Annotated in this window: 25 protein-coding genes; 10 read left to right on the top strand and 15 right to left on the bottom strand. The window is 60.7% G+C overall.

What is annotated here, in order from left to right; translation table 11 throughout:
• Window positions 1-90: 90 nt before the first annotated feature.
• The 4 genes from CRO59_RS04195 (at window position 91) to pdxH (ending at window position 5,864) form a co-directional block, all read left to right on the top strand.
• Window positions 91-2,583, top strand: coding sequence for a beta-galactosidase (locus CRO59_RS04195; RefSeq protein WP_097086553.1), 2,493 nt, complete (start codon window positions 91-93; stop codon window positions 2,581-2,583).
• Between the two features lie 213 nt (window positions 2,584-2,796).
• Window positions 2,797-3,942 (top strand): serine hydrolase domain-containing protein, encoded by a 1,146-nt coding sequence (locus tag CRO59_RS04200; protein ID WP_097086555.1) that lies wholly within the window; start codon window positions 2,797-2,799, stop codon window positions 3,940-3,942.
• A 113-nt stretch (window positions 3,943-4,055) separates the two neighbouring features.
• Window positions 4,056-5,192, top strand: a complete 1,137-nt coding sequence (locus tag CRO59_RS04205; protein ID WP_097086557.1) for an OmpA family protein — start codon at window positions 4,056-4,058, stop codon at window positions 5,190-5,192.
• A 24-nt stretch (window positions 5,193-5,216) separates the two neighbouring features.
• Window positions 5,217-5,864: a pyridoxamine 5'-phosphate oxidase gene (gene pdxH / locus CRO59_RS04210; protein WP_097086559.1), complete on the top strand. Its 648-nt coding sequence runs from the start codon at window positions 5,217-5,219 to the stop codon at window positions 5,862-5,864.
• Window positions 5,865-5,869: 5 nt separating this feature from the next.
• On the opposite strand, the gene CRO59_RS04215 is transcribed toward pdxH, so the two are convergent.
• Entirely contained in the window at window positions 5,870-6,106 is a 237-nt protein-coding gene (locus CRO59_RS04215; protein ID WP_097086561.1) for a hypothetical protein, read from the bottom strand.
• Window positions 6,107-6,273: 167 nt separating this feature from the next.
• Between CRO59_RS04215 and CRO59_RS04220 the strand changes: the two genes are divergently transcribed.
• The gene (locus CRO59_RS04220; protein ID WP_007969461.1) at window positions 6,274-6,738 is read left to right on the top strand and encodes a glycine zipper 2TM domain-containing protein; all 465 of its coding nucleotides are present in this window, start codon (window positions 6,274-6,276) and stop codon (window positions 6,736-6,738) included.
• Window positions 6,739-6,809: 71 nt separating this feature from the next.
• Here the strand turns inward: CRO59_RS04220 and CRO59_RS04225 are convergent, their stop codons facing one another.
• Together CRO59_RS04225 and CRO59_RS04230 are read right to left on the bottom strand one after the other, a co-directional pair.
• A complete protein-coding gene (locus tag CRO59_RS04225; RefSeq protein ID WP_371917799.1) occupies window positions 6,810-7,067 on the bottom strand; it encodes a colicin E3-like toxin immunity protein in 258 nt (85 codons plus the stop codon).
• A 5-nt stretch (window positions 7,068-7,072) separates the two neighbouring features.
• Window positions 7,073-8,299, bottom strand: a complete 1,227-nt coding sequence (locus CRO59_RS04230) for an S-type pyocin domain-containing protein (RefSeq protein ID WP_097086563.1) — start codon at window positions 8,297-8,299, stop codon at window positions 7,073-7,075.
• Window positions 8,300-8,635: 336 nt separating this feature from the next.
• Here CRO59_RS04230 and CRO59_RS04235 point away from each other — a divergent pair, with 336 nt between their 5' ends.
• Window positions 8,636-9,730, top strand: a complete 1,095-nt coding sequence (locus CRO59_RS04235) for a PLP-dependent cysteine synthase family protein (RefSeq protein WP_097086565.1) — start codon at window positions 8,636-8,638, stop codon at window positions 9,728-9,730.
• Window positions 9,731-9,869: 139 nt separating this feature from the next.
• Here the strand turns inward: CRO59_RS04235 and CRO59_RS04240 are convergent, their stop codons facing one another.
• The 3 genes from CRO59_RS04240 to CRO59_RS04250 form a co-directional block, all read right to left on the bottom strand.
• Window positions 9,870-11,483, bottom strand: coding sequence for an NAD(P)/FAD-dependent oxidoreductase (locus CRO59_RS04240; protein ID WP_003222357.1), 1,614 nt, complete (start codon window positions 11,481-11,483; stop codon window positions 9,870-9,872).
• Between the two features lie 97 nt (window positions 11,484-11,580).
• On the bottom strand, window positions 11,581-12,234 hold the full coding sequence (locus CRO59_RS04245) for a COG3650 family protein (RefSeq protein ID WP_097086567.1): 654 nt from the start codon (window positions 12,232-12,234) through the stop codon (window positions 11,581-11,583).
• Window positions 12,235-12,293: 59 nt separating this feature from the next.
• Window positions 12,294-12,893 (bottom strand): short chain dehydrogenase, encoded by a 600-nt coding sequence (locus tag CRO59_RS04250; RefSeq protein WP_097086569.1) that lies wholly within the window; start codon window positions 12,891-12,893, stop codon window positions 12,294-12,296.
• Window positions 12,894-12,996: 103 nt separating this feature from the next.
• Between CRO59_RS04250 and CRO59_RS04255 the strand changes: the two genes are divergently transcribed.
• Window positions 12,997-13,911 (top strand): LysR family transcriptional regulator, encoded by a 915-nt coding sequence (locus CRO59_RS04255; protein WP_097086571.1) that lies wholly within the window; start codon window positions 12,997-12,999, stop codon window positions 13,909-13,911.
• A 110-nt stretch (window positions 13,912-14,021) separates the two neighbouring features.
• On the opposite strand, the gene CRO59_RS04260 is transcribed toward CRO59_RS04255, so the two are convergent.
• Genes CRO59_RS04260 through CRO59_RS04275 form a run of 4 tightly spaced genes read right to left on the bottom strand, consistent with a single transcriptional unit; the run spans window position 14,022 to window position 16,471 of the window.
• Window positions 14,022-14,498, bottom strand: a complete 477-nt coding sequence (locus CRO59_RS04260) for a DoxX family protein (RefSeq protein ID WP_097086573.1) — start codon at window positions 14,496-14,498, stop codon at window positions 14,022-14,024.
• Window positions 14,495-15,253, bottom strand: coding sequence for a DNA-binding domain-containing protein (locus tag CRO59_RS04265; protein WP_097086575.1), 759 nt, complete (start codon window positions 15,251-15,253; stop codon window positions 14,495-14,497). The genes CRO59_RS04260 and CRO59_RS04265 overlap by 4 nt, the downstream gene beginning before the upstream one ends.
• Entirely contained in the window at window positions 15,250-16,137 is an 888-nt protein-coding gene (locus tag CRO59_RS04270; RefSeq protein WP_097086577.1) for a DUF692 domain-containing protein, read from the bottom strand. Before CRO59_RS04270 ends, CRO59_RS04265 begins: the two co-directional genes overlap by 4 nt.
• Window positions 16,138-16,162: 25 nt before the next feature.
• Window positions 16,163-16,471 (bottom strand): DUF2282 domain-containing protein, encoded by a 309-nt coding sequence (locus tag CRO59_RS04275; protein ID WP_007969475.1) that lies wholly within the window; start codon window positions 16,469-16,471, stop codon window positions 16,163-16,165.
• A 304-nt stretch (window positions 16,472-16,775) separates the two neighbouring features.
• On the opposite strand from CRO59_RS04275, the gene CRO59_RS04280 reads away from it, so the two are divergent.
• Both CRO59_RS04280 and CRO59_RS04285 read left to right on the top strand, forming a co-directional pair.
• Complete coding sequence (locus CRO59_RS04280) at window positions 16,776-18,149, top strand: DUF2599 domain-containing protein (protein WP_097086579.1); 1,374 nt, start codon at window positions 16,776-16,778, stop codon at window positions 18,147-18,149.
• A 30-nt stretch (window positions 18,150-18,179) separates the two neighbouring features.
• Window positions 18,180-19,418 (top strand): DUF2599 domain-containing protein, encoded by a 1,239-nt coding sequence (locus CRO59_RS04285; RefSeq protein WP_097086581.1) that lies wholly within the window; start codon window positions 18,180-18,182, stop codon window positions 19,416-19,418.
• Between the two features lie 191 nt (window positions 19,419-19,609).
• On the opposite strand, the gene CRO59_RS04290 is transcribed toward CRO59_RS04285, so the two are convergent.
• The 5 genes from CRO59_RS04290 to CRO59_RS04310 all read right to left on the bottom strand — a co-directional run bounded on the left by CRO59_RS04290 (window position 19,610) and on the right by CRO59_RS04310 (window position 24,610).
• A complete protein-coding gene (locus CRO59_RS04290; protein WP_003222380.1) occupies window positions 19,610-20,311 on the bottom strand; it encodes an ABC transporter ATP-binding protein in 702 nt (233 codons plus the stop codon).
• On the bottom strand, window positions 20,312-21,079 hold the full coding sequence (livG, locus tag CRO59_RS04295; protein ID WP_007969480.1) for a high-affinity branched-chain amino acid ABC transporter ATP-binding protein LivG: 768 nt from the start codon (window positions 21,077-21,079) through the stop codon (window positions 20,312-20,314). It lies immediately after the preceding gene.
• Window positions 21,076-22,332: a high-affinity branched-chain amino acid ABC transporter permease LivM gene (locus CRO59_RS04300; RefSeq protein WP_096797533.1), complete on the bottom strand. Its 1,257-nt coding sequence runs from the start codon at window positions 22,330-22,332 to the stop codon at window positions 21,076-21,078. Before CRO59_RS04300 ends, livG begins: the two co-directional genes overlap by 4 nt.
• A complete protein-coding gene (gene livH, locus CRO59_RS04305) occupies window positions 22,329-23,252 on the bottom strand; it encodes a high-affinity branched-chain amino acid ABC transporter permease LivH (protein ID WP_047601144.1) in 924 nt (307 codons plus the stop codon). Before livH ends, CRO59_RS04300 begins: the two co-directional genes overlap by 4 nt.
• 230 nt (window positions 23,253-23,482) lie before the next feature.
• Window positions 23,483-24,610: a branched-chain amino acid ABC transporter substrate-binding protein gene (locus tag CRO59_RS04310; protein WP_047292128.1), complete on the bottom strand. Its 1,128-nt coding sequence runs from the start codon at window positions 24,608-24,610 to the stop codon at window positions 23,483-23,485.
• Window positions 24,611-24,961: 351 nt separating this feature from the next.
• Between CRO59_RS04310 and CRO59_RS04315 the strand changes: the two genes are divergently transcribed.
• Entirely contained in the window at window positions 24,962-25,267 is a 306-nt protein-coding gene (locus CRO59_RS04315; protein ID WP_097086583.1) for a DUF2288 domain-containing protein, read from the top strand.
• The last annotated feature ends 277 nt before the right edge of the window (window positions 25,268-25,544 follow it).

A 25,544-nucleotide genomic window follows, 5' to 3' on the forward strand; every position in this document is an offset into this window, starting at 1 on the left:
ACGGTGGGCAGTTTTGCCCGCCGCGCTGTCTATCTCTCTGCCATGCTTTTCCATTGGCCTTAGTTGGTCGTTAGGGAGAACTCCGTTCTTATGATTCGCCGTTCGTTGCCTGCCGTATTCGCCTTGATTTTCGCTGCCCCGTTACTGGCGGCGCCTGCGGGTCAGCAGACCCTGTTCAACTTCGTCCGTCCTGCCGACGTGGTGAAAGTCGTCACCGAAAACACTGACCTGCCACAAGCCAACGCCGAGCAAACCCCCGAAGGTGAAGTGCTGCGCCGGGTGACGTTCAACCCGGTGGCTCGCCCGACCCTGCGTCTGACTCCGCAAACCGGCGCCTGGGACTGGTCGCAGTCGGGCATGATGAGCCTGCGTCTGCAAAGCGCAATGAACTGGGCCGTGACGGTCTATGTGCAAATCCAGAGTAACAACGGCCAGACCCTGACCAGCCGCGTCGACCTGCCGGCCGGACCCGCGCAAACCCTTTTGGTGCCGCTGGTGGCGACTTCGCCACTGAGCCAGGGCATGAAGGCCGGGCCGCCGATGCCGATGACTGTCGATGGCCAGCGAATTCTGCTGGCCAGCAGCAGCGGTGAACTGGATCGCAGCCAGGTGGTGTCGGTGAGTCTGTGGATGGATCAGCCGAAAGCCGCGCAGAGCCTGCTGCTCGAGCGATTCGGCGTGCAGGACGGCGATGCTGTGACCCAGGCCGTCTACGGCAATCTGGTGGACGCCTACGGTCAATCGACCCGCAGCAAATGGCCGGAAAAAATCAGCAACGACGAACAACTGAAATCCGCCGCCGCCAAGGAACAGCAACAGCTGAAAACCTGGCTGGCCGAGCGCGAAAAGTCCTCGCTGGACAAGTTCGGTGGCTGGAATAAAGGCCCGGCGTTCAAGGCCAGCGGTTTTTTCCGCACCGAAAAGCGTGACGGTCGCTGGTATCTGGTGACGCCGGAAGGGCATCCGTTCTATTCGCTGGGGGTGAACACCGTCAGCCCGCAGGTCAACCAGACTTACGTGGCCGGGCGTGAGTGGATGTTCGAATCCCTGCCCAAGGCCGACGAGCCGCTCGCCAGCCATTTCGGCGAAGGCGATAACCGTGGCGGCAACGGCGCCGATCAGGGCCGCGGCTATGGCAACGGGCGCTGGTATGACTTCTATGGCGCCAACCTGCAGCGGGTTTACGGCGAGCCCTGCAAACCGGACAGCGATACCAAGGCCGGAATTGCTGAAGCGGCCAAGGCTGGTGCGGTTGAAGAAACAGCATTAAAAGCTGCCGAGCCTGTGCCAAAGTCAAACGAGGCGAAGGCCGGTGTCGCCGCAGCGGCGAAAACAGACGCCGTAGCGACGACTGCTGAAAAGGCTGCCGATCAACCCGTCGCTGCGCCGTGCAAGGCCACGGTCGATCAGCAGAAGTGGGCCACGCACACCCTCGAACGCCTGCAGGCCTGGGGTTTCAACACCGTCGGCAACTGGAGTGCCGACTCGCTCGCCGACGCCGAGCGGGTGCCGTACACCTTGCCGCTGTCGATCGTCGGCGACTACACCAGCATCAGCACCGGCAGCGACTGGTGGGGCGGCATGCCTGACCCGTTCGACCCGCGTTTCGCCATGGCCACCGAGCGTGCCGTGGCCATTGCTGCCCGCGATCATCGTGATGATCCGTGGTTGATCGGCTACTACGCCGACAACGAACTGGCCTGGGCCGGCCCCGGCGACGACCCGCAGTCGCGCTACGCTCTGGCCTACGGCACATTGAAAATGACCACCGACGTGCCGGCCAAGCGCGCATTCCTCAAGCAACTGCGCGACAAGTACCGCAACCAGGCGGGGCTGTCGAAAGCGTGGGGCATTGATCTGCCGGCGTGGGAATTGATGGAAGACCCGGGTTTCGTGCCACCGATGCCGAATCCGGAGCACCCGGAAATCGAAAACGACTTCAAATACTTCCAGAAAGTGTTCGCCGACACTTACTTCAAAACCATCTCCGATTCGCTGAAGTGGCACGCGCCGAATCAGTTGCTGCTCGGTGGCCGTTTCGCCACCAGCACTCCGGAAGCGGTTGCGTCCTGCGCGCAGTATTGCGACGTGTTGAGTTTCAACATGTACACGCTGAAACCACAGGACGGCTATGACTTCGCCGCTCTGCGCGCCCTCGACAAACCGGTACTGATCACCGAATTCAACTTCGGCTCCAGTGATCGTGGCCCGTTCTGGGGTGGCGTGACGCAACTGGCGCGGGAAGAAGATCGTGGCCCGGCGTACGCCAATTTCCTCAAACAGGCGCTGAGTGAACCGTCGATTGTCGGCGTGCACTGGTTCCAGTATCTGGATCAACCGGTGACCGGGCGTCTGCTCGATGGCGAGAACGGGCACTTCGGCCTGGTGGGGATTACCGATCTGCCGTATCAGGGCTTTGTCGAGGCGGTGCGCAAGAGCAATTTGCAGGCGATCGATCAGTTGGGCAAGGAGGCTGAGAAAGCGGCCGCCGCCGGTCATGAAGCCGAAGGCGGGCGCAAGGCTGAAGCCGGCAAAGGCCCGGGGGGCGGGCATGCCGGTGGGCACTCGGGCAATGGTCATTAAGGTTTAGACCGCGTCATCGTTCTTCGCGAGCAGGCTCGCTCCCACATCGGATTTGTGAACACCATCGATCCAGTGTGGGAGCGAGCCTGCTCGCGAAGGCGTCAGCCGCCTCACTACAGCATTCAACCGTCCGGCCCGCAGCTGTTCCCAAATCCCTCAAGGGCTGGAACAATGCGGGCCACTTTGTAGAGCGTTTTCGCGGGGGAGTTGCGGGTGCAGATTCAGGGACATTACGAGCTTCAATTCGAAGCGGTGCGCGAGGCTTTCGCGGCACTGTTCGACGATCCCCAGGAACGCGGCGCAGCCCTGTGCATCAAGGTCGGCGGAGAAACCGTCCTCGACCTCTGGTCCGGTACGGCCGACAAGGATGGTACCGAAGCCTGGCACAGCGACACCATCGCCAACCTGTTTTCCTGCACCAAGACCTTCACCGCGGTCACGGCGCTGCAACTGGTGGCCGAAGGCAAACTGCAACTGGATGCACCGGTTGCCCGCTACTGGCCGGAATTCGCTGCCGCCGGTAAAGAATCCGTCACCCTGCGCCAACTGCTCTGCCATCAGGCCGGTCTGCCGGCCCTGCGCGAGTTGCTGGCGCCTGCCGCCCTCTACGAATGGCAGACCATGGTCGACGCCCTTGCGGCCGAAGCGCCGTGGTGGACGCCGGGCACCGGCCACGGCTATGCCGCCATCACCTATGGCTGGCTGGTCGGGGAGTTGCTGCGTCGCGCTGACGGTTGTGGGCCGGGCGAGTCGATTGTCGCCCGCGTCGCCAAGCCGCTGGGGCTGGATTTCCACGTCGGCCTGCCTGACGAAGAGTTCCACCGCGTGGCGCATATTGCACGGGGCAAGGGCAACGTCGGCGATGCCGCGGCCCAGCGCCTGTTGCAAGTGACCATGCGCGAACCGACCGCCATGACCACTCGCGCCTTCACCAATCCGCCGTCGGTGCTCACCAGCACCAACAAACCGGAATGGCGCCGCATGCAGCAGCCGGCCGCCAACGGTCACGGCAACGCGCGCAGCCTGGCCGGTTTCTACGCCGGTTTGCTCGACGGCAGCCTGCTTGAAAGCGAAATGCTCGAAGAGCTGACCCGCGAACACAGCTACGGCGAGGACAAGACCCTGCTGACCCGCACCCGCTTCGGTCTGGGCTGCATGCTCGATCAACCGGACATGGCGAACGCCACCTACGGCCTCGGCCCGCGGGCGTTTGGTCATCCGGGGGCGGGCGGTTCAGTGGGTTTTGCTGATCCCGAGCACGATGTCGCGTTCGGTTTTGTGACAAATACCCTTGGGCCGTACGTCTTGATGGATCCGCGCGCGCAGCAACTGGCGCGGGTACTTGCCACTTGTCTGTAAAGCTTTACATGAGGTTCCAGGGTTGGAACCAGATCCGGTTTTTCGATTCAAAGCGTCAGTTTATCCGGGCAAAAGAGCTCTGATTTTTCATTACTTCACTTTGTGGATTTTCAATGTCATCCAAAAAAACTCTCGCCCTGGCCCTGTGTGTTGCGATCACCGGTTGTGCACAGACTCCTAAAAACGATGCGGACGGCGGTAGCTGGTGGCCGTTCGGGTCCTCCGACAAAGTGGCGGCCAAAGAGCCGGCCCCGGCTCCGGCTCCTGCCGTAGCCCCGGCGCCGCTCAAACCTGCCGCGACCGCACCGGTGGCCAAGACTGAAAGCAGCAGCCACTGGTACTGGCCGTTCGGCGGTTCCGATGATGCGGCGGCCAAAGCCGAGGTGAAACCCGAAGTCAAACCAGAAGCCAAACCGGCGGTAGTGGCCAAGGCCGATGCCGACACCGGCACGAAGTGGTGGTGGCCGTTCGGCGGCAAGGATCAATCGACTGCCAAAGTGGTGCCGATGCCTGACCCGAAAGTCACCCAGGCCTGGCTGGATGACTACGAACCGCGCCTGCGTGCGGCGATCAAGGACAGCAACCTGCAACTCGAGCGCCGTGACAACGTGCTGGTGGTGATCGCGCCGGTTGAAGGCTCGTTCAACCCGAAGCGTCCAGCGATGCTGCTGCCGGTGACCCTCAGCCCGTTCACCAACGTCGCGAAAATCCTCGAAGCTGACCCGAAAACCGCAGTCCTGGTACTCGGTCACAGCGACAACACCGGTGCCGCGCCGGCCAACGTCAAACTCAGCCAAGAGCGCGCCCAGTCCGTAGCGGCGATCTTCCGCCTGAGCGGCTTGCAGCGTGATCGCCTGATGCTGCGTGGCATGGGTGGCGATGCCCCGCGTGCGGCCAACGACAGCGCCGAAGGCCGTGCCCTCAACCGTCGCGTCGAACTGCTGGTGACCCCGCAGAACACCATGGTTGCGCTGCTGAGCAAGTACAACATGCCGGCGCCGGCACCGACCACGATGATCGCGGCACAGGACGTCAAGCCTGCAGCCAAACCGGTAACTCCGGCGCCGGCTGCTTCGAAGGCCGCCGTACCTGCAACCAAAAAGGCTCCAGCGAAGAAAGCCGCCGCCAAGGCGCCTGCGAAAAAAGCGGCGACCAAGGCACCGGCAAAAACCCCTGCCAAGAAAACCGCCCCGGCCAAAGCCGCAGCGACTGACAAGAAAGTTGCTGCAAGCGATACTTCCAAGCAGTGATCCGCTAACGAAAAGGAATGCGCCATGACCCAGGCTCTGGCAGATATGCGTCGTGATTACACCCGGGACGGACTGACCGAGGCGCAAGCCCCGGCTGAACCCTTTGCGTTGTTCCACCAGTGGTTTGCCGACGCGGTAAAAACCGAACAGGCACCGGTGGAGGCCAACGCCATGACCCTGGCCACGGTCGATGCGGACGGTCGACCGCATTGCCGCATTCTGCTGCTCAAGGGCCTGGACGCGCAGGGCTTCACCTTTTTCACCAACTACGACAGCGCCAAGGGCCAGCATCTGGCAGCGAATCCTTTCGCGGCCATGACATTTTTCTGGCCAACCCTGGAGCGCCAGGTGCGCATCGAAGGGCGGGTGGTCAAGGTCACGCCGCAAGAGTCCGACGCGTATTATCAGGTGCGACCGCTGGGCAGCCGGCTCGGCGCCTGGGCCTCACCGCAGAGCCGGGTGATCAACGGGCGCGGCGAGCTGGAAGATCTGCTCAAGGCCACCGAGCAGCGCTTCAGCGACACTCAGCCGGATTGCCCGGAACATTGGGGCGGTTATCGCCTGCTGCCTGAGCGCATCGAGTTCTGGCAGGGCCGTCCAAGTCGTCTGCACGATCGCCTGAACTACCGTCAGCAGGGCGCCAACTGGATTCTTGAACGTCTGGCGCCCTGAGCAGTCTACCGAGCGGGATAGCCTGCCGCAGCGGCCTCAAGCCACTTCGGCAGGTCCCGACGCTTGATCTTCTGCAAGCGGGCATCGGCCAGTCGTTCCAGCATGAAGACGCGTTTGTCTTCATCCTTGCCCGCCAGCGACAGGGCCAGATCACGATCCATCCAGCGTTTGATCCGCACGTACAGCCACCAATGGAAGTACAGACCGGCGACGGTGGTGACGAAAATGATCAGGTAATCCATGAAAATCCTTGGGTCGGCAGGGCGGATTAGGCGATTTGGCGCTACTGTTGGGTGAGTTTGCAGGTGCCTGTACCGGGCCTGAATAAAATCAAGTTTATCCGGGCTGCGTCGTGACAGGCGTCAAGCAGCGGGGTTTAATGAACACATGTTCTTTTGGAGTTGATGCTATGCGTAAGTCTGTTCTGCTGGTTGCTTCCTTTTCCACGATGGCGATGTTGCTGACCGGCTGCCAGTCGAGCCTGACCGGTGACTCCTACTCCCGTGACGAAGCGCGTCGTGTGCAGACGATTCGCATGGGCACCATCGAATCCCTGCGTCCGGTGAAAATCGAAGGCACCAAGACCCCGATCGGCGGCGCTGCAGGCGCAGTGGTCGGCGGTGTAGGCGGCAGCGCCATCGGTGGCGGCAAAGGCAGCATCGTCGCGGCGGTCATCGGTGCTGTGGCCGGTGGTCTGATCGGTTCGGCCACCGAAGAAGGCCTGACCCGCACCCAGGGCGTGGAAATCACCGTGCGCGAAGACGACGGCAGCATGCGCGCCTACGTGCAACAGGTTCAGGAAAACGAAGTGTTCCGTGTCGGTGAGCGCGTGCGCATCTCCACCGTCGGTGGCACCAGCCGCGTTTCGCACTAAGCGACAACGAGCGGTAAAGAAAAACCCCGATCAGGTGACTGGTCGGGGTTTTTTATGATCTGAGGTGCCGCTTACCAGACGTCGCTGTAGTCGAACGAAATTTGATAGTCGTAAGTCGTTAGGGAAATATTATTTTGAAAGTAAGGTTGAAGGACAGGTTTCCAACTTTCGAGTACGTTGAAGCCGCCATTATTAATGTTGTTTTCCACCGGTATACCCAAGGCATTCAAAACGGTTTCATCGTCGCCTAAATCCTCGGAATATTCTTCGCCCTCGCATAGATGGGTTTGCTTGTCGTACCACTCCAGCCTTAGTTTTAATCCCATCATCACCCTCACAAGTATTTTTTTCTGATGCTTCTTTCATCTTTCGGGTCTTCTCGTCGCTCTCCTGTAAAAGGGTCAAAAGCGCCTAGGTGAGTTCCGTCACTTGCACGGTAAACTTCCAACTCGCCGTGCATCGAGTCCCACTCATAAATTCTCCTGCCTTTTGCATCCTTCCATCGCTCCCGAAGTCCGCCACCTCCTTGTACGGGATTCATTTTCTGTGCCTTTTTCAGGCCGGGAAACGCGGTAATTTCCTCTGCTTTCGGAGGTTTATGATAGCTGTGTCCTGCTGGTGGTAAGCCTTTGCGCGAGGTGTTGACCACGATGTATAGAGGCCGAACCCCCGAATCCGCCGGAAACACCAGAATGAAATCCCGATACTCCGGCGGATAAACCGGATTCACCAGAATCCCGTCCGCCGCTTTCGTCGGCGGATACACCCAGATGTGCGGTGCTTGCGGTGCAGCCTCCAGCGCCGGAATACCGAGAACGTCCGAGCCATTCACCGCCGGCGTCCAGAGCAGTTCGACCCCTTCACCCAGGTCGGCGACGAACCGGTTGCCGCGCGCGGTGAACTGCACGACATCGACCATTTCCCAATCGCGATTCCTGCCGGTGTAGAAGCCGTAGCCCCGCAGGCTGCCGTCGGCCTGTTGTTCGACGTGCAGGCGCACGCGGGTGCGTGCCTGTCTGAGGGCGAGCAACTGGTCTTCGGTGTAGAGGGCGCTGTCGCCCAGGTTCGATGGCATGAGCAACGCCACCAGCCCGACCAAAGGTGTCACAACGGCGGCGGAAGCGATGGCGGGCAATGCCTTGAACGCCTCACCCGCAAAGGCGAAGGTGCCCAGGCCTGCCGGGATGGCAGTGCCGCTGATTTTCTTGAGTGGAACGCCGCCGCTGTCATCGGCTTCACGGCCGCCGAGCAGGACCAGATCTCCGTAATCTTTCAGGCTGTCGGTGGGTACCATCCCCGAAGGATTCGCGTAGTCGATGATCGCGTCCGGCAATTTGCAGGACTTGGCGAACACGCACCCGGCGCGTACGGGATCAGGCTTTTTCGCCGCAACCTCTCGACTGCGCTCGAAAGCCTCCTGCCGCGCCAGCATGGCGTCGTATGCATTTTGTCGGGCGTCGCGCTCGGCCAGTTCAGTGGCCGTCATGTAGCGCCAGGTGACGTGATGACCGTCGCCCGCCGGCGGGTTGGGAACCCGGGGAATGTCCTTGTTGCGAGCCACTGAGCGTCCTTTCGTTCATCCATCGACAACCCTTCGAAAGGGCTGCACGACGTTAACGAAGCGGACAATTGCTGGCTGTAGGACGGATCTTTGATTAAGTGCGGATTGTTCGCTATTTGTCTGGCAGGGGGGCGAGCAGGCCGCTTCAGTTCAAAGAACGGGGAGATGGGTTCTGCGCAATTACTGCAAAAGCCTGATACCCATTTGCCCAGAACCTGGCAGTTGGTGGATGAATTGAGCCTCAGCTGTATCTGTGAGCCTTGCCGGTTTTTTCCTATGCTGGGGGACTGAGCCTGTGACAAGGCTACTCCTGCCCGACTCAACGAGAGCATGACCATGAGCGACAACCGCCAGTGGGCCCGCGAAGCCATCCGCATCATCGAAGCGGACTTCCAGCGCAGCGCCGACACCCATCTGATCCCCTTGCCGCTGCCGGGGTTTGCAGGCATCGAGTTGTATTTCAAGGACGAGTCGAGCCATCCCACCGGCAGCCTCAAACATCGTCTGGCACGTTCGCTGTTCCTGTATGCATTGTGTAACGGCTGGCTCAAACCCGGCGCGCCGGTGATCGAGGCGTCCAGCGGTTCGACGGCGATTTCCGAAGCGTATTTCGCGCGCATGCTCGGTTTGCCGTTCATTGCGGTGATGCCGGCGACCACCTCGAAAGAGAAGATCGCGCAGATCGCCTTCTACGGTGGCCAGAGCCATCTGGTGAAGGATCCGACGCAGATTTACGCCGAATCCGAACGTCTGGCCCGCGAGCATGGCGGCCACTTCATTGACCAGTTCACCTACGCCGAGCGGGCCACCGACTGGCGGGCGAACAACAACATCGCCGAGTCGATCTTCCAGCAGATGCGTTTCGAGAAACACCCGGAACCGAGCTGGCTGATTTCCAGCCCCGGCACCGGCGGCACCACCGCTACCCTCGGTCGTTACGTGCGTTATCGCCAGCATTGCACCCGGGTGTTGTGCGCCGACGCCGAGCGCTCGGTGTTCTTCGATTACTACCAGACTGGCGACGCCAGTCTGCGTCTGGACTGCGGTTCACGAATTGAAGGCATCGGCCGGCCACGGGTCGAGGCGTCGTTCCTGCCGAAGGTCATCGATGCGATGGTCAAGGTGCCGGACGCCTTGTCGCTGGCGGCCATGCATTATCTGGCGCAGCGTCTGGGACGGCATGTCGGCGGGTCGAGCGGCACCAACCTGATCGGCGCGCTGATGGCGGCGCAGCAGATGAAAGCGGCGGGGGAGTCGGGGTCGATCGTGGCGATTCTGTGCGATGGCGGCGAGCGTTATGCCGACACCTATTACGATCAGACGTGGCTCAAGGCGCAGGGCTATGAGCTGGAGGGATTGATTGCGGCGGTGGCGGCGAGTGCCGAACGGGGTGAGGCGCTGCCAACCACAGTGCTGCGGGCAAATATCTAAAGCCAGACTCGGAAACCAATGTGGGAGCGGGCTTGCTCGCGAATGCGGTGGGTCAGTCAACATTGTCGTCGACTGACCCACCGCATTCGCGAGCAAGCCCGCTCCCACAGGAGGTTGGTGTTACTTCAAAACAGAGGTATCAGGCTTCCAAACCGAGAATATCGCGCGCCACAGCTTCCGCAATCCGAATCCCGTCCACACCCGCCGACAGAATGCCACCGGCATAACCCGCACCTTCACCCGCCGGGAACAGACCTTTGACGTTCATGCTCTGCAGCGATTCGTTACGCGTGATGCGCAGCGGCGACGAGGTACGGGTTTCGATCCCGGTCAACACCGCGTCGTGCAGCGAGTAGCCGCGAATCTGTTTCTCGAACGCCGGCAACGCTTCACGAATCGCTTCGATGGCAAAGTCCGGCAGCGCCAAGGCCAGGTCGCCCAGGGCCACGCCCGGTTTGTACGACGGCTCGACTTCGCCCAGTTCGGTGGACGGGGTGCCGTTGATGAAGTCGCCGACCAGTTGCGCCGGGGCCTTGTAGTCGCTGCCGCCGAGGATGAACGCGTGGGATTCCAGACGCTCCTGCAACTCGATCCCGGCCAGCGGGCCGCCCGGGTAATCGACTTCCGGGGTGATGCCGACGACGATCCCGGAGTTGGCGTTGCGCTCGTTACGCGAGTACTGGCTCATGCCGTTGGTGACCACGCGGTTCGGCTCGGAAGTCGCCGCCACCACGGTGCCGCCCGGGCACATGCAGAAGCTGTAGACCGAACGGCCGTTCTTGGCGTGGTGCACCAGTTTGTAGTCGGCGGCGCCCAGCTTCGGGTGGCCGGCGTACTTGCCCAGCCGCGCACGGTCGATCAGCGATTGCGGGTGCTCGATGCGGAAACCCACCGAGAACGGCTTGGCTTCCATGAACACGCCACGGCTGTGAAGCATGCGGAAGGTGTCGCGGGCACTGTGGCCGAGGGCCAGAACCACGTGTTTCGAATGCAGGGTTTCACCGCTCGCCAGCTCGACGCCGACCAGTTGACCGTCTTCGATCAGCACGTCGGTGACGCGTTCCTGGAAGCGTACTTCGCCACCCAGGGCGCGGATCTCTTCACGCATGGTCTCGACCATGCCGGTCAGACGGAACGTACCGATGTGCGGTTTGCTGACGTAGAGAATCTCTTCCGGCGCACCGGCCTTGACGAACTCGTGCAGGACTTTGCGGCCAAGGAACTTCGGATCCTTGATCTGGCTGTACAGCTTGCCGTCGGAGAACGTGCCCGCGCCGCCTTCGCCGAACTGCACGTTGGACTCGGGGTTGAGCACGCTTTTACGCCACAGGCCCCAGGTGTCCTTGGTGCGCTGACGAACTTCGGTGCCGCGTTCAAGGATGATCGGTTTGAAGCCCATCTGCGCCAGCAGCAGGCCGGCGAAAATCCCGCACGGGCCGAAACCGACCACGATCGGGCGCTGGCTCAGGTCGCTCGGCGCCTGACCGACGAATTTGTAGCTGACATCCGGCGCCACGTTGACGTTACGGTCGTCGGCGAACTTGCCCAGCACCTTGGCCTCGTCGCGTACGGTGAGGTCGATGGTGTAGATGAAGCACAGTTCGGAGGACTTTTTGCGCGCGTCGTAGCTGCGCTTGAACAAGGTGAAATCGAGCAAGTCATCGCTGGCGATGCCCAGGCGCTGCACGATGGCGGCACGCAGGTCTTCTTCGGGATGGTCGATTGGCAGCTTGAGTTCGGTGATTCGTAACATGGCGAGGATCCGGATTCGCGGGGCGCACAACTGCGCCAAGGCGTTTGAAGGCCGCGATTATAAGCCGCAAAGGCCGGATCCGGTGAGGCTAAAACGCTCAGTCGTTGCGCGATCCGCCGAAATACCCGCAACCACGCTCGACCTTGCCGTCGATGCGCAGCTCGGCGCTCATGTGCTGCACGCTGCCGGTGCTGCTGTCGACGCAGCGCTGCGGCGCGACCCACAACTCGATGCGCTGGTTGTTGGCTTCGCTGCTCAGGTTGAAGCGGCCGTCGCCCAGTTGCTCCTCGACATACGGCACGGCCAGTGCCGGCTGGCCTTCGCGGTCGATGACCATGCCCTTGCCGCTGACTTTGACGTTCCATTCGGGACCGTGGCCGGCGGCACGCAGGATCAACAGTTTGAAATTCGGGTCATCGCACGCGGTGCCGGAACGCTCGACGCGATACAACTGGCCGAGGTCGAGGCGGTCACCGACGAGCTTGCCGCGCACATCGGCAAACAGCTTGCCCTGCTGATCGGCGAGGGTCGCAGCCTCTTGCAGCACGCTGGTGCCGCCGATGTCGTTGACCACGTACTGACGCTGTTCGCCACACGGCTGGAACACCAGTTTGCCGTCGGCTGCCGTCAACTGCCCCTGCATTCGGGATTGCCCGACGTGGGACGCGCTTTCACGCGGGCCATCGAGAAATTGGCAGGCGGCGAACAACGGCAGCAGGGCAACAACGATCAACGAACGGGCAACACGCATCTTCGGCTCTCCAGACAAGTGCCGCCACGTTACGCAGGCTGACCGTTGATCACAAGGGTTTAGCCCACGTGAAAGGTCTGACCGGTTTGCAGGCCTTCGACACTTTTCGCGTAGGCCAATGCCACATCGGCTGCCGGAACCGGCTTGTAGCCGCGGAAGTACGCGGCATAGCTGCCCATCGCTTCCAGCAGCACGGTCGGGCTGATCGAGTTGATGCGCAGGCCACGCGGCAATTCGATGGCGACGGCTTTGACGAAGCTGTCCAGAGCGCCGTTGACCAGTGCCGCCGAGGCGCCGGTACGGATCGGGTCGTGGCTGAGCACGCCGGTGGTGAAGGTGAACGAGGCACCGTCGTTGGCGTATTCGCGGCCGATCAGCAGCAGGTTGACCTGGCCCATCAGCTTGTCTTTCAGGCCCAAAGCGAAACTGTCAGCGTTCATCTCGCCGAGTGGGGCGAAGGTCACGTTACCGGCGGCGCAGATCAGCGCGTCGAACTTGCCGGTCTGCTCGAACAGTTTGCGAATCGAGGCGCTGTCGCTGATGTCCACCTGGAAGTCGCCGCTGCTGCGACCGATGCGAATCACTTCGTGACGCTGGCTCAGCTCTTTATCCACGGCCGAACCGATGGTGCCGGCAGCACCGATCAACAGAATCTTCATGGGACTGTTCCTCAATGGGTTGAACGAGGTTCAGTCTAGAGTGGTTTTTTCTGCGGATAAGCGCACTAATAGGCAACCTTTGGTTTTCAAATGGAAACAATCCATGAGTGAAATGGATGATCTGGCGGCGTTTGCGGTGTTGATCGAGGCCGGCAGCTTTACCCTGGCGGCGCAGCAACTGGGTTGCAGCAAGGGCCAGTTGTCCAAGCGCATCAGCCAGTTGGAAGCACAGTTTTCCGTGGTGCTGCTGCAACGCACGACGCGCCGTCTGAGCCTGACTGCCGCCGGCGCCGCTTTGCTGCCGCAGGCGCAAGCGCTGGTCGTTCAGGTGGAGCGCGCGCGGCAGGCATTGGCGCGTTTGAAAGACGACATGGCCGGGCCGGTGCGGATGACGGTGCCGGTGTCGCTGGGGGAAACGTTTTTCGATGGCGTGCTGGTGGAGTTCTCGCAGCAATACCCCGAGGTGCAGATCGAGCTGGAGCTGAACAACCACTATCGCGACCTGTCCCGGGATGGCTTCGATCTGGCGATTCGCTCCGAGGTGGCCAATGACGAGCGGCTGGTGGCCAAGCCGCTGCTGGCTTGGCAGGAAATGACCTGCGCCAGCCCGGCCTATCTAGCGCAGTTCGGCGAACCGCTGACCCCGCAGGAGCTGGCCGAACACCGTTGCCTGCTCAACAGCCACTACAGTGGCCGCGAGGAATGGCTGTATCACCAACAGCACGAATTGCTGCGGGTGCGGGTGTCGGGGCCGTTCGCCAGCAACCATTACAACCTGCTGAAGAAAGCCGCACTGGCCGGCGCCGGTATCGCTCGGTTGCCGTCGTACCTGCTGCAAACGGAGTTGGCTGATGGCCGGTTGCGCTGGCTGCTGCGCGATTTTCAGACGCGGCGGATGCCGATGTATCTGGTGCATCCCTATCAGGGCGGCTTGCCCAAGCGCACGCAGGTGCTGGCGGATTATCTGATTGGCTGGTTCAAACGCAGCGGCGAGGCGCTGGATCGCCTTCAGCGCTGAGTCTAATTCTTCTGTGGGAGCGAGCCTGCTCGCGAATGCGTTGGTTCAGTCAACACATGGAGTGACTGTGAAACCGCATTCGCGAGCAGGCTCGCTCCCACATGGATTTTTTATTTTACGAAGCGGTGAGCGATCATGTGATCGATCGACAATTTCCCCGGCCCGGTCGCCATCAGGTACAGCAACACTGCCGCCCAGGTGCCGTGGGTCGGGTAGGCATCGGGATAGACGAACACCTCGATGACCAGCGTCATGCCCAGCAGCGCCAGCGCCGAAAACCTCGTGGCGAAGCCGATCAATATCAGCACCGGAAAGAAGTGTTCGGCAAACGCCGCCATGTGCGCGGTGATTTCCGGTGACAGCAGCGGTACGTGGTATTCGCTCTGGAACAACGGAATCGTCGAGTCCGCCAAATGTGGCCAGCCGAGTTGCAAGGTGCCGTCGATCAAGTCGATGGCCAGCCCCTCGACCTTGGTCTGCCCGGACTTCCAGAACACCGCGGCAATCGAGAACCGCGCGATGAAGGCGATCAGGCTGTGGGGGATTTTTTCCATTAATCCGATGGCGCGAGTGATGAGGTTGTTCATGGCGATACCTTGGTGTTCAGGTCGGTGATGGCGTTGTGGCCGATCAGCAGGGCGAGGGTCTGCGGCAGATCGAAAGGTGGACTGTCTTGCGCCGCTTGCAGCAGCGGTCGGTGGTTGAGCAGATGGCGGATGAACACGCTGGCGCCGTGATCGAGGGCAAACACCTCGACCTCCAGAGTGTTGCGCAGCACCAGTGCGTGTTGCCCTTGATGGATGTCGATGCCTGCCAGCGTCGCTTCTCCTTGATGCGCCGCCCAGATCGAAACCACCGCGTAAGCCGAATCGAGCAGGTGCAGCGAGGGATGCAGGGGGATGTCCAGTTCGGCGAGTGTTTGCGGATCGGCCAGTGCAGCGCTGATCTGTTGCGCACTGACCGTCGCGGCATCGGCGGCGTGATAAGCGCGGGTGCGCAAGCGTTCGAGCCGTGCGACATCGGCCAGATACGGCACCTCGGCCGCCGCTTCGAATGCGTCAATGAAGTCCGCCAGACCGTCGCCGTAACGGCTCATCAACGGACTGTGCGGCGGCTGCTGCTGGATGAATATGCCGGCCATGCCACGGAAGAATTCCTCGCCGACCAACTGCTGCACCACCGGATAACTGTCGGCCAGCGCGTTGATCAACGAACCTTGCACGTTATTGCGATACACCGAGAATCGGCTGGCAGGATCGGCACCGTTGGCGCTGCACAGGCCGGCGGGGCAGGGTAGGCGAGTGTCGAGCAGGGCGGCGCTGAAGTCGGCTTGCGTGCTCATGGCCGACTCCCAGCGTGCAGCAACAACGCTTCGGCCTGCTGCGCCTCGGCCAGCAGCACATTGAACGCCGGGACCTGATTGTCCCGCTCGATCAAGGTTGCCACCGGGCCAACGCGTTCGAGCGCCTGTCGGTATAGCGCCCAGACCGCGTCATCAATCGGCGCGCCGTGATCATCGATCAGCAAGCGGTCGCCGAGGCTGTCGGCGTCTTCGGCGAACCCGGCCAGATGAATCTCGCCAACCGCGTGCAACGGCAGCGCGTCGAGGTAGGTCAGTGGATCGCGTTGATGATTGACGCACGAGACGTAGACGTTGTTGACGTCGAGCAGCAAACCGCAGCCGCTGCGGCGGATCACCTCGGTAATGAACTCCGGCTCATCGATGGTCGAGCGTTCGAAGCCGAGATAGGTCGCTGGATTCTCCAGCAGCATCGGCCGCTTGAGGCTGTTCTGCACTTGATCGATGTGTTCGCAGACGCGGTTCAGCGTCGGCGTGTCATACGCCAGCGGCAGCAGGTCATTGAGGAACACCGGGCCGTGGCTCGACCAGGCCAGGTGTTCGGAAAAGGCTTGCGGTTGATAGCGCTCGATCAGTGTTTGCAGGCGTTGCAGGTGCTGAACGTCCAGTGGCCCTTCGGCCCCGATGGACAGCCCGACACCGTGCAGCGACAGCGGATACTGCTCGCGGATCAAGCCGAGAAAATGATGAAACGGACCGCCGTCGACCATGTAGTTTTCGGCGTGGACTTCAAAGAAACCGATGTCCGGTTGGGTGCCGAGCACTTCAACAAAGTGCCCGGTCTTGAGCCCCAGCCCCGCGCGGGGCGGGAGCCCGCAGAGGGCTGCCCGAGTGCGCGGTGGGACAGGTTCGTTGGTGGTGAACATGGGCGTCACTCGGGCAGGCAATGGATCAGGACTTGGCTTTGAAGGCTTCCATCTGACCGAAACCGGTCGGCGAGGTCTTGCTCTCGGTGGTGGTGCAGGTGCCTTTCGGCACGAACTTCCACGAATTGGCCTGGTAGTCCATCTTCGCTGTGCCGGCACAGGTAGTGCCCGCGCCCGCGGCGCAATCGTTGTGACCCTTCATGGCCACGCCGAAGCATTTTTCCATGTTGCTGTTGTCGGCGGCATTGGCGCTGGAAACGGCAGTCATGCTCAGGGCGGAACCAAGAGCCAGAACCAGTGCCGCGGCGGACAGGGTGCGAGTGGTAGCAGTCATGATGTTTCTCCAGATTTGAGCTTGGGTTTTACAAGCGAAGTGCGCTTGCTTACCCCACTAGAGAACGCTCATGGCGATGCGTTACAGCGCAGTGCAAAGTTTTTTCGAAAAGATTTTCGAACACTGCAATCCACTGTGGGAGCGGGCTTGCTCGCGAAGGCGGTGTGTCATCAAACATCAATGGCGTCTGACACTACGCCTTCGCGAGCAAGCCCGCTCCCACACTGGATTGTGTTCACTCTCGCCTGTTCTATAGTCATTTCAACGGCCACTCTGACAGGCCGATTTACCAGGACGGTATCTCATGACGAAGGATCGCTCAGCCCGCGCTGCGCTATTGCGCAGGACTTCATCTTTTGCGCTCGCCTGCACGCTGCCCTTGCTGTTTGGCACGGTTTGCGCCCAGACGCAGGTTGATCCGCTGGACACGCTCAAACGCATCAACAGTAATTACAACACCCTCAAGAACAGCTGCCAGGAACCCGATACCGGTGCTGCGCGCGGGCTGTATTACTGCAGCGGCGTGACCTTGCGCATGGTCAATGACGGGCCGTTCAATCCGTGGGATTACAGCCCCTATGCGATCAAGATCGGCGCGACGTCCTACTCGTGGATCCGCAAGGATCTGAGCACGCGGATTCTGATTCATCCGGCCGGTTTCATCCTGCGCACACCCACCGATGCGGCGGCGTTGAAGCTGCCGGTCAAAGAGCAGGGTTTCACCTGCATCTATGCGTTTGATGGCGGCACCGGGCCGGAGCGCAAATGGTATGGCTGCGGTTTCTTCGACAGCCGCGAACCGCCGCGTGCGGCGCAAGGCACGCTGAACAATCGCAATGCCGCGCTGGCATACGGCACCTGTGACGAGGCCGGTGTCACCACCGCCGAGCAGTGGACGCAGAAATACACCGGGCTGATGAAGGGGCCGATTCAGTACAGCCAATGTTCGTGGAACGCGGAAAAACCCAGCGACTGGCACGCGATGATCCGCGTGCACGAGTCGCGCCCGAACACCACCAACAAGGACCCCTTTGCCTTCAGTGCCCAGGTCAACGAATTCATGTTGAAGAACGCCACCGCGAGCAACGATGGCAGCGAAAACATGAAGTACATCGATGCCTTCATCTACAACGTCAACAGCACGCAGAATTTCGCCACCCGCGGTGATCAGGCGCCGCCGAAACCGGAGAACGGTCTGAACAGCGCGCGCAATTTCCAGAAAAAACTCCAGGCCCAGGGCTACAGCGTGCCGATCCTGCGTCTGGACTTCACCAAGCCAGCCGAACAGCGTTTCAGCTATGTCGCTGCCGATCAGGCGATCGCCGAAATGGTGGTGGGTGGGGCCCCGGTGCCGCAATACATCGCCTCCGCCGACTGGATCAAACGTTACGACCCCGGCACCCGCAAGGATGAATGGAGCCTGAGCATCGTGCCCACCGCGGCGGGGCGCGCCTTGCCCGGTGAGCAGGTCGGCGCTCTGTACGATCAGTTGTTCGCCCTCAAGGGGCCGGACAGCAACTGGCGCGACAACGAAAAGTCCGCTGGCAGCATGCGTCAGCAACTGCGCTGCGTGCTGGTCAATTACCGCAACAAGACGCCATGGAATCTGGAACCGTTCAGGCCAGCGTTGTCGGACAGCGAGACTCGCGCCGCGGGTTGCAACCCGGTCCCGCGTTGAGTGTGTTGGCTAATCAAGGAGATGCAAGCCATGAAGAAACGTCTGAACAGGATCGCCCCGTTGCTCGTGTTGCCGCTGTTGGTGCATGCGGCATGGGCCAATGCCGAGTCATGCGAGGAAACGCTGAGGAAGGTTGAAAAACTCTACAACAATACCGTCGACAGTTGCGGTCAGGACCCCGCCTCGGACTGCTCGGGGCTGCTGGTGCGCGGCACGCACCGGGCCGATCCGGCCAAGGGGCAAAAGTGGGACGTCTGGAACCCCAGCCCGAAAGCCGTGGAGCTGGGCACGTTTGCCGCCTCGTTCATGCGCGCCGACGGCATCAGTTATGAAGACCCTGGCATGAGCACGCAGAACGGCTACCTGATTACGCCACGGGATCTGGTGAAAGACCCCGAGACGCCGGTGCATGTCTATTGCGCGTTTCCCAACGATGCCTGGACCGACTTTCGCAACGATCGTGGCTGTGGCGACAACAAGAACACCGCCCCGACCGAGGCAGTCTGCCAGGCCATGAAGCCACCTATCACGAGTCCGAATGCCTGGGTGGCGCACTTCACCCAGTACAACAACAATCGCCAGCAGGACCAGTTGCAGTGCGGTTTCAACATGCGCAATCCGATGAGCAGCAAGGAGCGGGTCGACGCCTTTCGTAACTTCATGGGCGCGCGCAAAGTCATCAACAGTCGCGAGTTTCAGACTCAGACGGAGCTGCGCCTGGGCAATCCGAAAACCGATGAACTGCCGATTCTGGCGTTTTTCTACAGCGATCAGCGCGGCTTGAATGATGCCTTGGCCAATCAAAAGGATTACAAGGCCAAGACCGGCAAGGATCGCAACATCATCAAGATCGACTTCCCGAGAACGCCGGTGGCCAAGGCCTCTTTCTCGTGCATCCAGACCTCGACGCCGACAGAACCGAAATTCTGCGACAAGTACATCGAGTCCAGCACCTGGGTACAGCGTCCCGATCCGAAACTGGGGCCGAAGACCTGGTCGCTCTCGGTAGTACCGACCGCGTGTGGTCGGGCGATCAAGGACGACCAGACCGACCGGATGTTTGCCGAGCTGTACAACAAGCACAAGGACGATGCGCAATGGCGTGAGTACAGCGTCAATGGCGGGTCATTGCGGCGGCAGATGGTCTGCCATCTGGCAGCTACCTACGAGGGCAAGCCTGTGAGGAACAAGCCTGAGTGGAACCTTGAGCCGGCACGGCCTTATGTCGATCAGGCCACCGCTGTAGCCCAACACTGCAACCCGTACTAAGCGGTTGCTATAAATCTTCCCTGTGGGAGCGAGCCTGCTCGCGAAGAGGGAGTTTCAGTCAGCCCATTTGCTGAATGACGCACCGCTTTCGCGAGCAAGCCCGCTCCCACAGGGGATCTGTGTTGGATTCAATCTATCTGCCAGGCACAAAAAAAACGGCCCGAAGGCCGTTTTTTGTTCAGCGAAAAGGATCAACCGCCGAGGTACGCCTCGCGCACTTTCGGGTCGGTCAGCAGCGCTTCACCGGTGCCTTGCATGACCACGCGACCGTTCTCCAGAACGTACGCACGGTCAGCGATTTTCAGCGCCTGGTTGGCGTTCTGCTCGACCAGGAACACCGTTACACCGTCCTTGCGCAGCTGTTCGATGATGTCGAAGATCTGCTGGATGATGATCGGTGCCAGGCCCAGCGATGGCTCGTCGAGCAGCAGCAGTTTCGGCTTGCTCATCAGCGCTCGGCCGATGGCGAGCATCTGCTGTTCGCCGCCGGACATGGTGCCGCCGCGCTGGTTGAAGCGTTCTTTCAGGCGCGGGAACAGGCCGAGGACCTTGTCCATCTGCTCCTGATAGTCGCCCTTGTCGGTGAAGAAGCCGCCCATGGACAGGTTCTCTTCGACGGTCAGCCGGGCGAATACCCGACGACCTTCCGGCACCACGGCGATGCTCTTGCGCATGATCTGCGACGAGTCCTGGCCGACCAGCTCCTCACCCATGTAGCGGATGCTGCCGCTGTGCGCCTGCGGCGAACCGCAAAGCGTCATCAGCAGCGTGGACTTGCCGGCACCGTTGGCACCGATCAGGGTCACGATCTCGCCCTGGCGGACTTCGACGTTGACGCTGTGCAGGGCCTGGATCTTGCCGTAAAAGGTGGAAACGTTTTCGAACTGCAGCATTTACGCTTCCCCCAGGTAGGCTTTGATCACTTCAGGATTGTCGCGGATCTGTTCCGGCGTACCGTCAGCCAGAGGTGTGCCCTGGTTGATCACGACGATGTGGTCGGAAATGCTCATGACCAGTTTCATGTCGTGTTCGATCAGCAGCACGGTGACGTTGTGCTCTTCACGCAGTACGCTGATCAGCGCCTTGAGGTCTTCGGTTTCCTTCGGGTTCAGACCGGCGGCCGGTTCGTCGAGCATGAGGATCCGCGGACGGGTCATCATGCAGCGGGCGATTTCCAGACGTCGTTGCTGACCGTAGGCCAGGGTGCCGGCGGTACGGTTGGCGAACTCTTTCAGGTTGACCTTTTCCAGCCAGTATTCGGCGTATTCCATGGCCTCGCGTTCGCTCTTGCGGAACGCCGGGGTCTTGAACAGGCCGGACAGGAAGTTGGTGTTCAGGTGACGGTGCTGGGCGATCAACAGGTTCTCGACCGCCGTCATGTCCTTGAACAACCGCACGTTCTGGAAGGTGCGCACCACGCCCTTGAGGGCGATCTTGTGCCCCGGCAGGCCCTGGATCGGCTCGCCGTCCAGCAGGATGCTGCCGCCCGATGGCTGGTAGAAACCGGTCAGGCAGTTGAACACGGTGGTCTTGCCCGCGCCGTTCGGCCCGATCAGCGCCACCACTTGTTTTTCCTTGACGGTCAGGGCCACGCCATTGACCGCCAGCAAGCCGCCGAAGCGCATGCTCAGGTTTTCGACTTTAAGGATCTCGCGGCTCATTTTCGCAACTCCATGTGTGGGCGTTGCATCGGCAGCAGACCTTGTGGACGCCAGATCATCATCAACACCATCAGCGCACCGAACATCAACATCCGGTATTCGCTGAACTCACGCATCATTTCCGGCAACAGGATCATCACCACGGCCGCGAGAATCACGCCCAGTTGCGAGCCCATGCCACCCAGCACGACGATGGCGAGGATGATCGCCGACTCGATGAAGGTGAACGATTCCGGCGTCACCAGACCCTGACGGGCAGCGAAGAAGCTACCAGCGAAACCGGCGAAGCTCGCACCCAGGGTGAACGCCGACAGCTTGATGATCGTCGGATTCAGACCCAGTGCACGGCAGGCGATTTCGTCTTCACGCAGCGCTTCCCACGCACGGCCGATCGGCATGCGCAGCAGGCGGTTGATGATGAACAGCGCTGCCAGTGCCAGCAACAGGGCAACCAGGTAGAGGAAGATCACCTTGTTGATCGAGTTGTATTCGAGGCCGAAATACTCGTGGAAGGTTTGCATGCCTTCCGCCGCTTTACGTTCGAAGGTCAGGCCGAAGAACGTCGGTTTCTCGATGTTGCTAATGCCGTTCGGGCCACCGGTGATGTCGGTCAGGTTACGCAGGAACAGACGAATGATTTCGCCGAAACCCAGGGTCACGATCGCCAGATAGTCACCGCGCAGACGCAACACGGGGAAGCCCAGCAGGAAGCCGAACGTCGCCGCCATCAGGCCGGCAATCGGCAGGCAGATCCAGAAGCTCAGGCCGTAGTAGTGCGACAGCAGCGCGTAGCTGTAGGCGCCGACGGCGTAGAAGCCGACGTAACCCAGGTCAAGCAGACCGGCCAGACCGACGACGATGTTCAGACCGAGGCCGAGCATCACGTAGATCAGGATCAGCGTGGCGATGTCCACCGCACCACGGGAGCCGAAGAACGGCCACACCAGTGCACCGAGGATCAGCGCAATGATGATGTAGCGTTGCGTGGTCGGCAGGGTCAGGAAGTTGCTGGCTTTGGCCGGGATCAACGGCAGGCCCGGCGAGGATTTCCACGCCTTGCTGATCTGCTGGTTGAACAGCACGCGCAGGAACATCAGCACCGAGCACACGGCGATGGTCGCCAGAATGGCCGGGCTGGTGCCGTGCACTTCGAGGTTGATGCCGACGATGGTCAGTTTCAGACCGAGTACCGGATACGCAACCGCCCAAACCAAGAGCGCACTGAAGAGTGCTTGCTTAAGATTTTTAGTCATACCTTCTCAACCTCCGGACGGCCCAGAATGCCGGTCGGACGGAACAACAGCACCAGAACCAACAAGCCGAAAGCCACGACGTCCTTGTACTGGTCGCCGAAGATATCGGCGCCAAAGGCTTCCGCCACCCCAAGCACCAGCCCGCCCAGCATGGCGCCGGGGATGCTGCCGATCCCGCCGAGTACCGCAGCGGTGAAGGCCTTGAGGCCGACGAGGAAACCGGCGTTGGGGTTGATCACGCCGTACTGCATGCTCAGCAGCACAGCGGCGACGGCTGCCAGCGCAGCACCGATGACGAAGGTCAGGGCGATGATGTTGTTGGTGTTGATGCCCAGCAGGTTGGCCATCTTGATGTCTTCGGCGCAGGCGCGGCAGGCGCGCCCCAGGCGAGAGCGGGAGATGAACAGCGTGAGGCCGAGCATGGCGATCAGGGTCACCACGAACACCACGATTTGCATGTAGGAAATCAGCACTTCATGTGCACCACCTGGCCCGATGGAGAAGTTGCCGGGGATCAGGTTGGGGATGGATTTGTCCTTGGAGTCTTGCGCGAGCAGAACCGTGTTCTGCAGGAAGATCGACATACCGATTGCGGAAATCAGCGGGATCAGACGGTTGCTGCCGCGCAGGGGGCGGTAGGCGATCCGTTCGATGCTGTAACCGTAGGAACTGGTGACGACGATGCTCGCGATGAACGCGGCGGTCATCAACAGCGGGACGTTGTCGATTCCCATCATGGCCAGCCCGGCGATAGCGATGAACGCCACGTAGGAACCGATCATGTACACCTCGCCGTGGGCGAAGTTGATCATTCCAATGATGCCGTAAACCATCGTATAGCCGATGGCGATCAGGGCATACGTGCTGCCAATGGTCAGGCCATTAACCAGCTGTTGGAAGAAGTGATAGATGTCAGGCATTACAACGCTCCTAAAAACCTGATACGCATTTCACTGGTGGAGTCATTTTCCCGCCCGGCCCCGTGGATCTTTATCCACTTCGAATCCGGGTTTTGCCAGCGAACCGCTGATGACGGTTTTGAGATTTTCAGGTGGGGAGACTGGCGGATCACGCCAGCGCGGCCCATACATTCGTAAAACAAAGCCCACGGCACGCCGTGGGCTTTATTGGCAGTCAGTCAGGGCGCGCCTTACTGAGGCGAAACTTCAGTTTTCGGTTTGCCGAAGTGCCACTCGTAAACCACAAATTTGAAGTCCTTCAGGTCGCCCTTGGCGTCGAAGCTCAGGTCGCCGGTAGGGGTCTTGAAGGTGCCGGCGTGGATGGCTTCGGCCACTTTGGCCGCGTCTTCGGATTTGGCTGCCTTGATGCCTTCGGCAATCACTTCAACCGCCGAGTAGGAAGGGAACACGAACGGGCCGCTCGGGTCTTCTTTCTTCGCCTTGAAGGCATCAGCCAGGGCAACGTTGGCGGGATCCTGGTCGAAGGATTTCGGCAGGGTCACCAGCAGGCCTTCGGAGGACTCTTTGGCGATCTGCGAAATGGAGTCGTTACCCACGCCTTCCGGACCCATGAACTTGGCTTTCAGGCCTTTTTCCTGGGATTGACGCAGGATCAGACCCAGCTCCGGGTGGTAGCCGCCGTAGTAGACGAAGTCGACGTTGGCTTGTTTGAGCTTGGCGATCATCGAGGAGAAGTCTTTGTCGCCGGCGTTGACGCCTTCGAACACAGCGACTTTCACGCCTTTCTTCTCAAGAGTCGCCTTGACGGCGGTGGCGATGCCTTCACCGTATTGCTGCTTGTCGTGCAGTACGGCGACGATTTTCGGCTTCACGTGGTCGGCGATGTAGTTACCGGCGGCAGGGCCCTGGGCGCTGTCCAGACCGATGGTACGGAAGACCATTTTGTAACCACGGGCGGTAATGTCCGGGCTGGTGGCAGCCGGGGTGATCATCACGACGCCTTCGTCTTCGTAGATGTCCGAAGCAGGCTGAGTGGAGCTGGAGCACAGGTGACCGACCACGAACTTGACGCCGTCGTTGACGACCTTGTTCGCCACCGCTACCGCTTGTTTCGGATCGCACGCGTCATCGTATTCAACGGCTTCGAGTTTCTTGCCGTCGACGCCGCCCTTGGCGTTGATCTGCTCGATGGCCATTTTCGCGCCACTGAACTGCATGTCGCCGTATTGGGCTACAGGACCGGTTTTAGGGCCGGCGATACCGATCTTGATGGTGTCAGCGGCGAACGAATGGCTGGCAACCCCGGCCAGAACCATAGCGGCAAACAGTTTGGAAATCTGCTTAGTAGCCTTAGTCATAGTGCTCCACTCTTACTGTTGTAATTTTTTTGAGTTCTGGCGCCGTAGCAGCAGAACCGGGTCAGATATCTTTGCGATACCCTCCGGAAATGCCCCCGGCAACTGTACCGGTACAGTGTAGAGCGCCGGTTGTTGGCCTGGGAAGCAGGCGCCGAGGGACAAAACTTGGGGGTGTCGCATTTTTGAATGAAAAAGACAGAATTGCGGCGGGGTTTTCGCGGGCATATATCCCAAACACCAGCATTCCTTGGCGTTCCTGCTCTTTTCGTTCGGTGAAGCCATTTGCAACCGGGTTTTTCTGCCGGACCACCGACGTTATCATTCGCGTCGATTTCTTTTCCGGACAGTCCCATGAATCAAGAACCTAGCACCCTCTATGCCAAGCTGCTTGGTGAAACCGCATCTATTACCTGGAAAGAGCTGGAGCCGTTCTTCGCCAAGGGTGCCCTATTGTGGGTCGACCCGGCTCTGGATTTGATCGCCGCCGCCGAGGCCGTGGCCTCGGATGATGGCGAGAAAGTCGCCGCCTGGCTGGCCGAGGACAAGGTCGCCAAGCTGTCTGAAACGCGGGCGCTGGATATTTTCGAGCGTGATCCACAGCTGTGGGCGGTGGTGGTGAGTCCGTGGATTATGATCCAGGAAAGGGCGGCCATCTGAGGCTGTGCACCTTTATGGTGCGCCTGGCCAGCGGCGAAAAGTGTGTAGCCGAGTAGCGTGATGGCACGTTGCCGTAGAGAAAGGCCACAAGCGTGGGTGGCCTCACGGTGACGTAAACGTAACGGGAACAGTTTATTGAGCAGCCTGAGGGCTGCTTAATTGTTTCTGGATATTGGAAGGGCTGAGATTTTCAGGGAATTTGAGGGCCCCATCGCGAGCAGGCTCACTCCTACAGGGGAACGCATTTCAACTGTAGGAGTGAGCCTGCTCGCGAGTA

The organism is Pseudomonas sp. LAMO17WK12:I5 (assembly GCF_900215165.1).
GTDB lineage: Bacteria > Pseudomonadota > Gammaproteobacteria > Pseudomonadales > Pseudomonadaceae > Aquipseudomonas > Aquipseudomonas putida_A.